The sequence below is a fragment of the Pseudomonas sp. M30-35 genome, assembly GCF_002163625.1.
Lineage (GTDB): Bacteria > Pseudomonadota > Gammaproteobacteria > Pseudomonadales > Pseudomonadaceae > Aquipseudomonas.
This window is the reverse complement of the sequence record NZ_CP020892.1, coordinates 3,033,005-3,046,630: the sequence shown is the minus strand read 5'-3', so window position 1 is coordinate 3,046,630 and position 13,626 is coordinate 3,033,005. Positions and strand designations below refer to the sequence as shown.

At 55.1% G+C, this 13,626-nt stretch carries 14 protein-coding genes; 13 read left to right on the top strand and 1 reads right to left on the bottom strand.

Annotated elements, in window-relative coordinates:
- The first annotated feature begins 137 nt into the window (after positions 1 to 137).
- The 6 genes from B9K09_RS14040 to argR all read left to right on the top strand — a co-directional run bounded on the left by B9K09_RS14040 (position 138) and on the right by argR (position 5,447).
- On the top strand, positions 138 to 917 hold the full coding sequence (locus B9K09_RS14040; protein WP_087517402.1) for an ABC transporter substrate-binding protein: 780 nt from the start codon (positions 138 to 140) through the stop codon (positions 915 to 917).
- A 151-nt stretch (positions 918 to 1,068) separates the two neighbouring features.
- A complete protein-coding gene (locus B9K09_RS14035) occupies positions 1,069 to 1,758 on the top strand; it encodes an ABC transporter permease (RefSeq protein WP_087517401.1) in 690 nt (229 codons plus the stop codon).
- 16 nt (positions 1,759 to 1,774) lie between these two features.
- Positions 1,775 to 2,473 (top strand): ABC transporter permease, encoded by a 699-nt coding sequence (locus B9K09_RS14030; RefSeq protein WP_087517400.1) that lies wholly within the window; start codon positions 1,775 to 1,777, stop codon positions 2,471 to 2,473.
- Positions 2,474 to 2,483: 10 nt separating this feature from the next.
- Positions 2,484 to 3,596 carry a succinylglutamate desuccinylase/aspartoacylase family protein gene (locus B9K09_RS14025; RefSeq protein WP_087517399.1) on the top strand — a complete coding sequence of 371 codons (1,113 nt, stop codon included), beginning with the start codon at positions 2,484 to 2,486 and terminating at the stop codon, positions 3,594 to 3,596.
- Positions 3,597 to 3,622: 26 nt separating this feature from the next.
- Positions 3,623 to 4,387, top strand: coding sequence for an ABC transporter ATP-binding protein (locus B9K09_RS14020; protein WP_087517398.1), 765 nt, complete (start codon positions 3,623 to 3,625; stop codon positions 4,385 to 4,387).
- Positions 4,388 to 4,457: 70 nt separating this feature from the next.
- Complete coding sequence (argR, locus tag B9K09_RS14015; protein WP_087517397.1) at positions 4,458 to 5,447, top strand: transcriptional regulator ArgR; 990 nt, start codon at positions 4,458 to 4,460, stop codon at positions 5,445 to 5,447.
- 69 nt (positions 5,448 to 5,516) lie between these two features.
- On the opposite strand, the gene B9K09_RS14010 is transcribed toward argR, so the two are convergent.
- Positions 5,517 to 6,056 (bottom strand): DUF1523 family protein, encoded by a 540-nt coding sequence (locus B9K09_RS14010; RefSeq protein WP_087517396.1) that lies wholly within the window; start codon positions 6,054 to 6,056, stop codon positions 5,517 to 5,519.
- A gap of 624 nt (positions 6,057 to 6,680) precedes the next feature.
- Between B9K09_RS14010 and B9K09_RS14005 the strand changes: the two genes are divergently transcribed.
- The 7 genes from B9K09_RS14005 to B9K09_RS13975 all read left to right on the top strand — a co-directional run bounded on the left by B9K09_RS14005 (position 6,681) and on the right by B9K09_RS13975 (position 13,624).
- Entirely contained in the window at positions 6,681 to 7,676 is a 996-nt protein-coding gene (locus B9K09_RS14005; protein WP_087517395.1) for an ATP-grasp domain-containing protein, read from the top strand.
- 92 nt (positions 7,677 to 7,768) lie between these two features.
- Positions 7,769 to 8,908 (top strand): trypsin-like peptidase domain-containing protein, encoded by a 1,140-nt coding sequence (locus tag B9K09_RS14000; RefSeq protein WP_087517394.1) that lies wholly within the window; start codon positions 7,769 to 7,771, stop codon positions 8,906 to 8,908.
- A gap of 71 nt (positions 8,909 to 8,979) precedes the next feature.
- Positions 8,980 to 10,107 (top strand): phosphoribosyltransferase domain-containing protein, encoded by a 1,128-nt coding sequence (locus B9K09_RS13995; protein WP_177408669.1) that lies wholly within the window; start codon positions 8,980 to 8,982, stop codon positions 10,105 to 10,107.
- Positions 10,097 to 10,849 (top strand): trehalose phosphatase, encoded by a 753-nt coding sequence (locus B9K09_RS13990; RefSeq protein ID WP_087517392.1) that lies wholly within the window; start codon positions 10,097 to 10,099, stop codon positions 10,847 to 10,849. Before B9K09_RS13995 ends, B9K09_RS13990 begins: the two co-directional genes overlap by 11 nt.
- A complete protein-coding gene (locus B9K09_RS13985) occupies positions 10,846 to 11,940 on the top strand; it encodes a cysteine protease StiP family protein (RefSeq protein ID WP_087517391.1) in 1,095 nt (364 codons plus the stop codon). Before B9K09_RS13990 ends, B9K09_RS13985 begins: the two co-directional genes overlap by 4 nt.
- Positions 11,940 to 12,890, top strand: coding sequence for an HpcH/HpaI aldolase/citrate lyase family protein (locus B9K09_RS13980; RefSeq protein WP_087517390.1), 951 nt, complete (start codon positions 11,940 to 11,942; stop codon positions 12,888 to 12,890). The genes B9K09_RS13985 and B9K09_RS13980 overlap by 1 nt, the downstream gene beginning before the upstream one ends.
- Positions 12,887 to 13,624 (top strand): HAD family hydrolase, encoded by a 738-nt coding sequence (locus tag B9K09_RS13975; protein WP_256574024.1) that lies wholly within the window; start codon positions 12,887 to 12,889, stop codon positions 13,622 to 13,624. The genes B9K09_RS13980 and B9K09_RS13975 overlap by 4 nt, the downstream gene beginning before the upstream one ends.
- Positions 13,625 to 13,626: the final 2 nt, after the last annotated feature.

The window sequence follows — 13,626 nt, the reverse complement described above, 5'->3', positions numbered from 1 at the left end:
AATGCCGCACACTCAGCCGAAGCCGTACATTGCCTGCGCACTGCGTAGTTTGATGGCGAGTTAACTACAATTCATATATGGCTGAATGCACTTATCCACTGCCATCCGATGCCATTCCCTCTCGAAGGAGTCACAAGATGAAGAAGATTGCACTTCTCGGCGCACTGGCGCTATCCGTTCTGTCGCCACTGGCCATGGCTGATGATGCAAAACCACTGCGCATCGGTATTGAAGCCGCATTCCCACCGTTTGCCTTCAAAACTCCGGAAGGCCAGATCACTGGCTTTGATTACGACATCGGCAATGCTTTGTGCGAGCAAATGCAGGTTAAGTGTACGTGGATCGAGCAGGAGTTCGACGGCCTGATCCCCGCTCTGAAGGTTCGTAAGTTCGACGCTGTATTGTCTTCTCTGACCATTACCGAAGACCGTTTGAAGTCGGTAGATTTTTCCAAGAAGTACTATCACACCCCAGCCAAGCTGGCGATGAAGGCCGGCACTGTGATCAATGATCCAAAGGTTGATCTCAAAGGTAAAAAGGTCGGTGTTCAGCGCGCCTCGATCTACGATCGTTACGCCACCGATGTGTTGGCACCGGCTGGGGTTGAAGTGGTCCGCTACAGCTCGCAGAACGAGATTTTTCTTGATCTCACCGCAGGTCGCGTCGACGCAACCCTGGCTGACGCTGTCAACATCGATGATGGCTTCCTCAAGACTGACGCTGGCAAAGGCTACGCGCTGGTAGGCCCGGACTTAAACGATAAGAAGTATTTCGGTCAAGGTGCTGGCATCGCTGTACGTAAAGGCGACACTGAGCTGGCGAACAAAATCAGCACTGCCATTGAAGACATCCGTGCTAACGGTAAGTACAAGGAAGTTCAGGACAAGTACTTCGACTTTGACGTCTACGGCGAATAATCGCCTCAAGTGAAAGTGGCGCACACGGATAACGTGCACATCTCAATCCGTTGGTGAACGTAAGCTGTGCAGTGTTTTGCACTGCACGGTATGCGCCACTTTTCGATGTACTCTTCGGCGCCGCCCGGCGCCTGCATGAGGAAACAAGAGCATGCTCAATGGCTATGGTTCGACCATTCTTGACGGTGCTTGGCTAACCGTAATTTTGGCCCTGACCTCAATGGCAGTGGCGACTGTTCTCGGCTTGTTGGGTGCGGCTTTTCGTCTGTCGCCGATTAAATGGCTGGCAATACTGGGCGAAACCTACGCTACGGTTGTTCGCGGTATTCCCGATCTGGTACTGATCCTGCTGATTTTTTACGGCGGTCAGGACATGGTCAATCGTGTCGCGCCGATGCTCGGTTATGACGATTACATCGACATCAACCCGTTTGTAGCGGGTGTCTTCACCATGGGCTTTATCTTTGGCGCGTACCTGTCTGAAACCTTTCGTGGCGCTTTCATGGCGATCCCTAAAGGGCAGGCGGAGGCTGGCGTTGCTTATGGCATGAGCAATCTCAAGGTGTTCTTTCGCATTCTTGTGCCACAAATGATTCGTTTTGCAATTCCCGGTTTCACCAACAACTGGTTGGTGCTGACCAAAGCCACGGCGCTGATTTCGGTCGTGGGTCTGCAAGATATGATGTTCAAGGCTAAAAGCGCAGCAGATGCTACGCGTGAGCCTTTTACTTTTTATCTGGCAGTCGCAGCGCTGTACCTGGTGCTGACCAGCGTGTCACTGCTGGCTCTGCGTTTTCTCGAAAAACGTTACTCGGTCGGCACTAAAGCCGCTGATCTTTGAGTAGGGGAGCGCACTTATGATTTTCGATTACAACGTTATTTGGGACAGCCTGCCACTTTATTTCGGCGGCGTTTTGGTGACCCTGAAGTTACTGCTGATCTCTCTGTTTTTTGGTTTGATGCTGGCGATTCCGCTGGCATTGATGCGCATCTCCAAATCGGTCTGGATTAACTTTCCGGCCTGGCTCTACACGTATGTCATTCGCGGTACGCCGATGCTGGTGCAGCTGTTTCTGATCTATTACGGTCTGGCTCAGTTCGAGGTCATTCGTGAAAGCGTGCTGTGGCCGTACTTCTCTAATGCAGCGTTCTGCGCTTGCGTTGCATTTTCGATCAACACCAGCGCTTATACCGCTGAGATTCTTGCGGGCAGTCTCAAGGCGACGCCGCATGGCGAAATCGAGGCGGCCAAGGCCATGGGCATGTCACGGGTCAAACTGTATCGCCGTATCTTGCTGCCGTCGGCTATTCGGCGTGCGTTGCCGCAGTACAGCAACGAAGTCATCATGATGCTGCACACCACAAGTCTGGCCTCGATCGTGACCTTGATCGACATTACGGGCGCTGCGCGCACGGTCAGCTCGCAGTACTACTTACCGTTTGAAGCGTTCATCACAGCGGGCGTGTTCTACCTATGCCTGACCTTCATTCTGGTGCGCCTGTTCAAGTTGGCCGAGCGTCGCTGGTTGGCCTATCTGGCCCCGCGTAAGCATTGAGGAGAGGCTGATGCAGCGTATTGATCATCTATTGCCTTGGAGCACGCCCGGCACCGAGCGCCGACTGTCGGTGTTCAGCTTCGGCAGCGGCGAGCGAAAAGTCTATATTCAGGCCTCACTGCACGCTGATGAATTACCCGGCATGCGTGTTGCGGTAGAGCTTAAACGTCGCTTGCTTGAGCTTGAGCAGCAAGGCCAGCTCAATGCTGTGATCGAGCTGGTGCCAGTTGCCAACCCCATCGGTCTTGGGCAAATGGTTCAAGGTCAGCATCAAGGCCGTTTTGAGTTGAGCAGCGGTCATAACTTCAACCGTGACTTTGTTGATCTGGCTGATGTAATCGCACCTCAGCTCGAAGGTAAGTTGGGCGCCGATGTGGCGGCTAATACGCAACTGATACGCGCCGTGATGCGTGATGCGCTCAAGGCGTTAGCGCCCGCTCAATCGCAGCTCGAAGGCATGCAGCGCTTATTGCAGCTGCACGCCTGTGATGCCGACGTGGTGCTTGATCTGCATTGTGACTTTGAAGCGGTTGTGCATCTGTATGCGATACCCCAGCACTGGGCGCAATTACGTTCGCTCGCGGCTCGTCTGCATGCGGGAACTGTGCTGCTCGCTGAAGATTCTGGCGGTTCATCTTTTGATGAGGCTTGTTCGGGGCCTTGGTTACGTTTGGCCCAGCGCTTCCCGGAAGCCAAAATTGAACCGGTATGCATCGCAACGACCGTCGAGCTGGGTGGAATGGAGCGCACTGAGCGCGATCAGGCCTGTGCTGATGCTGAATCGATTTTGGCGTTTCTCGCAGAGCAAGGCTTAATCAGCGGGCAGTGGCCAGCAGCACCAGAAGATTGCTGCGATGCCGTGCCGTTTGCCGGTACTGAAATGCTTTATCCACCGCATTCGGGTGTGGTGAGTTTCCTGCAATCTGCTGGCGCTTATGTAGAGGCCGGAACTCCGGTATTTGAAGTGATCGATCCGCTCGACGACCAGCACAGCGTGGTTTGCGCAGGTACTTCAGGTGTGATCTTCGCGATTGAACGCATGCGTTTTGCCCAGCCGGGACGCTGGTTGGCCAAGGTGGCCGGACATCAATCTATACGTCAGGGCCGCTTACTCAGCGACTGATTTCACTGCATTCGAGAGTCGACACCATGTACAAACTTGAAGTTCAAGACTTGCACAAGCGCTATGGCAGCCATGAAGTGCTGAAGGGTGTATCGCTGGCGGCCAAAGCCGGTGATGTGATCAGTATTATTGGTTCCAGTGGTTCCGGTAAAAGTACTTTTCTGCGTTGCATCAACATGCTTGAGCAGCCGCATGGCGGCAAGATTCTGCTCAACAACGAAGAGCTGAAACTGGTACCCAATAAAGACGGCGCGCTTAAAGCGGCAGACCCCAAGCAGCTGCAGCGCATGCGCTCGCGCCTGGCGATGGTATTTCAGCACTTCAATCTGTGGTCGCATATGAGCGCCTTGGAAAACGTCATCGAAGCGCCGATCCACGTGCTGGGCATGTCGAAGAAAGAAGCGCTTGAGAAAGCTGAACACTACTTGAACCAAGTCGGCGTAGCCCATCGCAAAGAGGCGTATCCGGCGCACATGTCCGGCGGTGAGCAGCAGCGTGTAGCCATTGCTCGCGCGCTGGCCATGGAGCCCGAAGTGATGCTGTTCGATGAGCCTACTTCAGCACTGGATCCGGAGTTGGTCGGTGAAGTGCTCAAAGTTATGCAAGACCTTGCCCAAGAGGGGCGTACCATGGTGGTTGTAACGCACGAAATGGGCTTTGCCCGTGAAGTGTCAAACCAACTTGTGTTTTTGCATAAAGGTGTAGTTGAAGAGCGCGGTTGCCCACGTGAAGTGTTGGCGAATCCGCAATCCGATCGCCTTAAGCAGTTTCTCTCCGGTAGCCTAAAATAAGCACCTTAATTGCGTGGGGTCACTGGCGAGCGTTGCTCAGTGACCCTATAACAGAGCTAAACTGCCCCGAATGAACTCCCACCGAATTGGCTTCCTGATCTGGCCCTCCACCAAGCCGCTAACCCTGGCGATGGCTGAGGAAGCGTTGCGTGTTGCGCAGCGTGTTCACCCTGAAGTGGTCTACGAACTGACCTTCTTGCAAGCCGAGCCGCAGGCTGAGGCCTCAACGGGTGGCTGGACGCTGCCGGGTGAGCCTTGGGCGGGGAAGCTTGAAGGTTTGCAGCGTCTGTTTTTGCTGGCAGATGAGCCGCCAGCAAGCATTGCGCCGGGGTTGTCGAGCGCGATTAAGCAGATGGTGCGTAGCGGTTGTGTGATTGGCTCAATCGCTGCTGGAGTCTACCCGCTGGCGCAAATAGGTTTGCTTGATGGCTATCGCGCCTCTGTGCACTGGCGCTGGCAGGATGACTTTACAGAGCGCTTTCCTAAAGTCATTGCCACCAGCCACTTGTTCGATTGGGATCGCGACCGCTTGACCGCCTGTGGCGGCATGGCGGTGATGGATTTGCTGCTGGCGTTGTTGGCGCGTGACCACGGAGCCGAGCTTGCTGGTGCTGTCAGCGAGGAGTTGGTGGTTGAACGTATTCGTGAGGGCGGCGAGCGTCAGCGGATTCCGCTGCAGAATCGCTTGGGTTCGAGCCATCCTAAGCTGACTCAAGCAGTGTTGCTGATGGAAGCTAATATCGAGGAGCCGCTGACCACTGATGAAATCGCCCAGCACGTTTGCGTCTCACGTCGTCAGCTGGAGCGTATCTTCAAGCAGTATCTCAATCGGGTGCCGAGCCAGTATTACCTTGAGCTGCGCCTCAACAAGGCGCGCCAATTGCTGATGCAAACCAGTAAGTCGATTATTCAGATTGGCTTGTCGTGTGGTTTCTCATCTGGCCCGCACTTCTCCAGCGCCTACCGTAACTTCTTTGGCGCCACCCCGCGTGAAGACCGCAATCAGCGCCGCAGCAACAGTCCATTCGAACTGACCTCGACGCCAATAGAGCGCAACTGATGGGGCCGGCGATTCCCTGTCGGGAGTAAGCGCCTGCGCCCTGGTCAGCTGTTTATCGGCTTGGGTTTCTCAGCTTGCAACGACTTGGTTGCGACGCTTGTTGCGGCGTTTTACGTTAATGGCTATGAAAATCGCCAGCAGCAAGAGCACGCTGAAGAAAATTGTATTGAACCAAGGAAACGGTTCGGCGCGGCTGTTGGTCGCCTCGATTTGGGTGATGTTTGGGAAAACCGACAGTATCTGGATTCGCCAGCCGTAGTAACGGATCAGCGCCAATTGCTCCGTATCACGTGAGTAGCCTTGGGCTTTGGCCTGCTCGTCAGCCGAGTCAAACTTGAAGTACCAAGGGAAGCCCCAGCCGGTATCTTCGTTGCGATAGACCACAACTTTTTTGCTGTCTGGGTTCTCGGTATTAATAAAGTAGACGTCCCGGGTAGGGCCGTCCGCAGGGTTCTCGGCATTGATCACGCCGTCATGGTCGACGCGTTTGACCTCGACACCTGTGATCAGTACCACATCATGCTGAGGCAGTATGTAAAACAGTCCCAGTGCACTGGCGCCAACCACCAGAATGAGCGCGCCCAGTACCAGCCCTTTTAACCACTTCATGTAGACACTCCATTTGTAATTAGCAGGATTTTGCCTCATTTCCCGGATCAAGGTCAGATGTTTACTTGTATATAGATCAGATATCCGGCGATAGAAGTCGTTCAAACAACATTACTCCAACATGGAGGAGGCAGTGAGGTTTCTGCTGGTTAGCCCTGCTTGGGCGCGTCAACTCGACTCATTGGCATTTAGGAGAGGTTGTTGCACGCTGCTGAGCCAGTGTTTGCAGCGCACTTGAGGCGGCTTTATTGGCGTATCTTCTTGTTGTAACAGTCAATTGATACAAGGTTTTGCTAGTCGTTTTAGTCGCTAGGCAAGCTGATATTATTGACTGCTTGAATCAACTAAGCGGACACCTGTGCACGGACAGTGGACATCTCTTTTAACTAGGCATGAGCCCATTCGCGAGCTGAGTGTGAAAAAGTTTTTAGAGCGTCGAGCTTCTTTCCCAAGCGCCAATCGTTCCGGCGTCGTAGTCGCTCTGACAAATCGACACCGGCATTACACGTCGCCCTAATGAGCGCTGAGATCGGACATCTCCGTCCTTTCCCTCCATTGGAGACCCGCAACTGCTGCCTCACAAAGGTTAGCTGCTGCGCACGTGCACATATTTAGGAGCTCCAGATGATTTGGTTACTCGAAGGGCAGTCCAGTCAACGCGACATCATCATAGGTGCGCGCGAGGCATTGCCTGCGGGTGTGAAAATCTTCGCCTCCCACGGACAGGCCCGGCCGGAAATTACTGGGCTCGCTGACGTCAGCCTTTTCGAGCCAGCGGACAGCCAAGAGCGGATCGAGTGGGTACTGCAAACCGCTCTGGAGAACAACATCAAAGTCATACTGGCTGGGCGCGAGGGCCGCTTGATTGAGTCTGCACGTGCTCAATTTGACGCTGCTGGCCTGACTTTGGTGACCGGTGGCCTGTCGATTGAGGCCCTCAATTGCGTCGACGACAAGAGCTTGTTCACGGCGCAGGCTGAGCAAGCCGGCTTGGATTGTGTGCCGGCAATCACGGTAACTGATGCTCTGGAATTGGCCACGGCCTATGCAACCCTTGCGGCGCAGGGTGAGGTCTGCATCAAGCCTGTTGTCGGGATCTATGGCGAGGGCTTTTGGCGCTTCAACCCGCAAGCAGATGCGTTCAGCTGCTTTGCCAAAGGTGTGCGTGAAGTCAATTTCGATACTTATCTGCAGGCATACGCTGCAACTGAGACCAAGCCTGCGATGTTGGTGATGCCGTACATGGCGGGTAGCGAGTGTTCGGTGGACATGGTTTGTGAAGCGGGTCGTACTGTTGCGTTTGTCGGGCGGCGCAAGAAAGGCCTTTATCAGACATTCGAGCGCGAGGGTGCGGCTGTTGAGTTGGCGGTCAAGGCTGCTCAGCACTTTGGCTGCGACGGTATCGTCAATATCCAGACGCGAGATGACGCGGACGGCAAGCCACATTTATTGGAAATAAACCCGCGCTACTCAGGCGGGATCGGTTATACCCGCGCGACTGGTATCAACTTGCCAGGCATCTTCGCTGCCCGTAGATTGGGTTTCAAAGAGCCCGAAAGTGATTGGCTCGCGAATGTCCGGGTGAAGGCCGTCACAGTTGCTATACCCTTGCCGGTGTGATTCTGAATGGCTATCGGTATGATCGTATATTGTTGCGGTTGGTCCAGTGAGCATCAGGGAGAGTGCATGAGCGGTCAGGGAGGGCGTAAAGAATGATGGCGCTAGCGCCTGGCGCAAACACCGCAATATCGGGATCTCAGAGCGAGTGGACTCTGGAGTGCAGCGATGCCAACGCGTTTGGCGAGTACGCTGCCGTTGCGATATTGCCGGTTAATGAGAAGCGACAGCCGAAAGGCCCGGCAGCGCTATTCCAAACTCCGCAAGGCTGGATGGAATGGAGCGGGGGGCCGGAAAAGGTCGGTTGCAGCCTCAACTTGGCCGCGCTTCCGGACGGTGCTGAGCGCGTGCTTTTAGTTGTCTACAGTTACTCAGCCGCAGGCCCGGTTAACGCGCTTAAAACCCTGCATCTGCAAATTGATGGTCAGATCGAGTGCAAGCTTGATCTACAGGACAACGGCGAGTCTGCGCTCATCATCGGTGAGTATTACCTGCGTGATAGTCTATGGAAGTTTCGCGCCTTGGCTGAAGGCTCTGCATACGGTTTGGCGGCGCTGGGCCGTAGAATTGGGCTCGATATGGATGAGGCTCACCCCAAGGGCCGCACGATGCCTTCGGAATCGGGTCGAACAGGTAGTGGTGCAACGGGCACCGGTTTCGCTGTCTCAACCCATCACATTTTGACCTGTGCCCATGTTATTGAAGGCATGCAGGAAATTCACATCGCTTCTTTTGATGGGCGCTACCGTGCAGAGCCAGTGGTAGTCGACCGCAGTAATGATTTTGCGCTGTTAAGAGTACTGGAATGTCCAGGTCTGAAGGCTGTTTCGTTCAAGCAAGGTTCTGGTTGTGATCTCGGCGAGTCAGTCGTTGCCTTGGGCTTCCCGCTCGCCGGTCTTGCCGGTGGCGGTGTACATGTCACCCACGGCGGAGTGTCGGCCTTGTTTGGCCTTCATAACGACTCGAGTCTTCTGCAGTTTACGGCGCCGATTCAACCGGGTTCGAGCGGCAGTCCTCTGTTTGACTCCAGCGGTGCCGTGATTGCGATGGTGACCTCCACGTGCCCCGACACGCAGAACATGAACTTTGCGGTAAAAGGCGCGCTGGTCCTGTCTTTTCTTGAGGCGTGTCGTGTAGATGCAGACACAACACCCAGTGCGAGAGCGCTGAGCACTGCTGAGTTGGCGCGTGAAGCTCAGCCTTCATTATGGCGAATAGAGGCCCGAAATCTGTAACCCCACTTTGACTGAGGCCCACGCAAGCGGCGTTAGGTTTTTCATCGCCTGGCAAATTAGGAATGTTGTTAATGGATCGTAACACCGCAGCACATACGCTTAGCGCGCAACTTATGCGCGGCCTTCTCGAAGTTGAAGTCGAAGGTTCTGTCGGCGCACCTGACGCATTGTTTGGTTTCGCCGAGCGCCACAATCCTAAGCGTGCATTTCTTTTCGTCTCCAAAGTATTGGGGCGGCATATTCCTGCGCGTCCGTCGGTGATGAATGCAAGTTACGACAGTTTGGCGGCTAAAATTCCGGCCGACTTGCCTGGCCCCGTACTGGTTATCGGTATGGCCGAGACCGCTGTTGGCCTGGGTGCAGGTGTTCACCGGGCATACAGCCGCACGCGTGCCGATACGGTTTATATGGTCAGCACCCGCCACCCGACGGGGACCGGGTTGTTTACTCGATTTGAAGAAGAGCACAGCCACGCCAGCGCCCACTTGATCCACATGCCCGTCGAGGCGGATATACGGGACGCGATGCTCAATGCCCGCTCGCTGGTGCTGGTTGACGACGAAGCATCGACTGGCAAGACCTTTATCAACCTGCATCGGGCGTTGGTCGAGGCAGGCCTTGGCAAACTGGAACAGGTGGTGACCTGCGTGCTCACCGATTGGTCGGGCAGTGCTGTGCGTGACAGCATTGGTCCGTCGACACACCAGACGTCGTTGCTACAGGGTTCGTATCGTTTCAATGAGGATGTCGACGCGCCGCTGCCAGTCATGCCCGCCGTGGGCACTGTCGAGGCTGGAGACTGGCCGCTGTCAGCGCGTAACGATTGGGGGCGTCTAGGCGTTCGGCAGGTTGCCGACACCTTGGCGCCGGACTTGCAGATCAAGGCGGGTGAGCGAGTACTTGTGGTCGGTACCAGTGAGTTTGTCTGGCGTCCATTTTTGTTGGCCGAGCGTTTAGAGCGTGCCGGCGCCGACGTTCACTTTAGCTCCACAAGTCGTTCGCCTATCGCCCTTGGCCATGCCATCGAGCATGCACTGTCGTTTGCAGACAATTATGGACTTGGCATTCCCAACTTTCTCTACAACGTCAGCCCCGGCCAGTTTGACCGTGTGTTGATTTGCTCGGAAACCCCGGCACAGGCTGTCTCGGCACAATTGCTGAAAGCACTCAATGCGCAGGTGATTGTCAATGAGCAGTAATCGTCCACTGGTATTGATCGATCTCGACGACACCCTGTTTCAAACAGCGCGCAAGATGGTCGAGGGAACTCCCCGGCATACCGCGACGCTCGATATTGAAGGGCGGCCGAACGGCTACATGAGCCCAGTGCAGAAGTCCTTTGTCGAGTGGTTGCTGGCGAGCGCTGATGTCGTGCCGGTCACTGCGCGTAGTGTGGAGGCCTATAGTCGGGTGCAACTGCCTTTTACCCATGGCGCAATTTGCGCACATGGCGGCGTAATGCTCGACTCCACCGGCGTCCTTGATCAGCGCTGGCAGGCTCACATGACTGTGGTGCTTGCGAGTTACCAAGGCCGCTTGCAAGGCTTGAGTGAAGCCACACTGGAAATCGGCAAGGAGCTTGGAATCTCGCTTCGCGGCTGGGTGGTTGAAGAGCAGGGTTTACAGCATTACGTGGTCACCAAACACAACGAATCCAACGATGACGTGCTTAATACCGTGCTGGCCGAAGTCCAGGCGCGGGGCCTGCTGGACGGCCTGCATATCCACGGTAATAGCAACAACTTGGCATTTTTGCCGATGGGGCTGTCTAAACGGCTAGCGGTTGAAGAGTGGTTACGCCGCGACCTTGAACTCAATGGCGAACGGCCGGTATTGGGCTTTGGCGACAGCATCACCGACCTTGGCTTCATGGATGTGTGTCATATGTGGGCGACTCCAGCGCGTAGCCAACTGGCCAAGCTGGTGGAGCGCAGTCTATGACGCTTTCTCTTGGCGAACTGAACACTGTCGGTAGCGGCAGTTATGTCGCGGATGATGTGCATTTTTTGCTGCAAGCGGTGCAGATTGAAGTGACCGACGTCGCGGAGAAGGAGCGCTTGATTCAAACCCAGCAAAAACACTACTCCGAGATGATCAGCCAGGAACACGCGCCGACGCCAGTACACAAGGCCCTGTTTGAGCGCGCACTGCAGCAGAGTGGTGAGCGCATGGCTGCGGATGTTCAGTCTCTGGCGCTGGCACTGAACCAAGCCTGCACCGGCACGTCGATTGTACTGGTATCCTTTGTTCGTGCAGGGCTGCCACTGGGTGTATTGCTGCGTCGTGCATTGATCGGGATGGGCCGTGATTGCCATCATTATGGAATCAGTATCGTCCGTGACCGGGGCATCGACACTGTCGCCTTGGAGGCAATTATTCAGGCTCACGGGGCCGAGAACATTGTGTTTGTCGATGGATGGACAGGTAAAGGTGCGATTTCTGCTGAAATTAGGCGTAGCCTCAAGAGTGACTCACGCTTTCCCGTGGAGCCACGTTTAGTCGTGCTCGCAGATCCTTGTGGGCGTGCTTGGTTATCCGCCTCTGCGGAGGACTGGATAATTCCGTCTGGCGTTTTAGGTGCAACCGTATCCGGCTTGGTTTCGCGTTCAATTTGGCCGGCAGACGGTGGCTTGCATGGTTGTGTTGTGTACGATCACTTGAGCGAACATGACGTTACCCGCGATTTCATCGAACAGATTGACACACAACGCCAGGCCCTGGCTTCAATCGTCCCGGCAACGCCATGGACAGACGATCAACGACGCGTATTACAGACTGCGGCCACCCATGTAGTGGAATCCTTGGCCGCTCGTTTTAACATCAGCAATCTGAACCGTGTTAAGCCGGGGATTGCTGAAGCGACCCGCGCAGTGCTGCGCCGGGTTCCTGACCATGTATTGGTTCGTGACCGCAATGACCGCGATGTTCAACTGCTGATGCATCTGACCGAGGCCGCAGGCATCGTGGTGGAAGAAGTCGGCAGTGATCTTGGCCCATACAGAGCGGTGACCATCATTCGGAGTGTGAGCTGATGAACAACGTATCGCCATACGCCCTCGGGGCCACGCTGTACATGCCCGCTACCCGTATCGATCTGCTTGATATCGTTTTCGGCACAAAGTTGCCTGAGCTGCGTTCGCTGGTCGTTTGTCTGGAAGATGCAGTGGCAGAAATTGATGTCAGCACCGCGCTGAAAAATCTGAGTGGTTTGCTCAATGCAATTGCTGCCCGTGGCGGGCGTCCAAGTGACGGCCCATTGTTGTTCGTGCGCCCACGTGACTCGGACATGGCCGCGGTACTCAATGACTGGCCATTAATGCGTCATGTCGATGGCTTCGTTGTACCAAAACTGACACTGCGCAATTTGTACGCTTGGCAGAAGGCCGTAACCAATCCAGACCTGTACTTGATGCCGACCCTGGAAACTCCCGATGTCTTTAATCCAAATGCGATGGTCGAATTAGGCCAGGCACTGAAGGCCGATCTGTTTCAACGGGTCATCGCCTTACGCATTGGCGGTAACGATCTGATGGGCTGTTTGGGACTACGTCGTACGCCGACTGCAACGCTCTACAGCACACCGATGTCCTATGTTATTCCGATGCTGGCTGGGGTTATGGGCTCGCAAGGTTTTGCCTTGACCGCCCCAGTGTTTGAGCAACTGGCAAAGCCCGATTTGCTGAAAGAGGAGCTTGAACTTGATATCGCTCACGGCTTGGTAGGTAAAACGGCGATTCATCCGAGCCAGGTCAGCATTATCCAGGACTCGCTGCGGGTGAGTCTTGAAGATTTGAACAGCGCCAAGCTGATCGTCAGTGATCTTGCACCTGCGGTGTTCAAGCACAATGATGTGATGTGCGAGCCAGCGACTCATTACAAATGGGCAATGAGAGTCCTCGAACGCGCTCGCTGGCACGGCGTTAAACCTACGGACCTTGGCAGCGGTGAAGCGCCGGTCCTTCTGGCTGGAGCCGCTCGATGATGCACGAGATGCTTGGAGCTGATGCGCAAGATGAGAAGGTGCTGTCGGTCTTTGACTTCGATGGCACGCTGACACGGCGTGACAGTTTCGTCCCTTTTCTTAGGTTTGCTTTCGGCAAAGCTGAGTTCATTCGACGGATTTTTACCCTCGCTATACCCAGTGTTCACTTCCTCTTCCGGCGAATGAACCGTGATGAGCTAAAGGCGCATTTGATCGCAAAGTTTTTGACCGGTGTGGAAGCGCAATGGATCGAGCAAAAAGCGCTGGATTTTTGCAATCGCTACTGGACCCGGCTGATGCGCCCTTCGGGTTTGTTATCGGTTGCCGCAGAGGTCGAAGCGGGTGCTGAGGTTACGCTTTGCTCGGCATCTCCAGCCTTGGTTCTCGCGCCTTTTGCGCGGCGTTTGGGGATCAAGTTGATTGCCACTGAGCTTGAGGTTGTCGACGGTGTTCTGACCGGCCGTATCAGCGGCAACAACTGTCGCTGCGAGAACAAGGTGATCAGGCTTGAGGCTGTGTATGGACTCCTCAGCGAATACCGGCTCAGGGCCTGGGGCGACACTCGTGGCGATCTCGAACTGCTAGCAGCAGCACAAGACGCCCACTGGCGACACTTTCATTCTGCGTGGCGTCGTGGACGTATGCGCAGAGCCAAGAAGAGAAAGCAACACGCGAGCGTTCAAAAGCTCAAGTCCGAAAATAAAACGAATACTGACGATCAACAAGGAGCGTAACC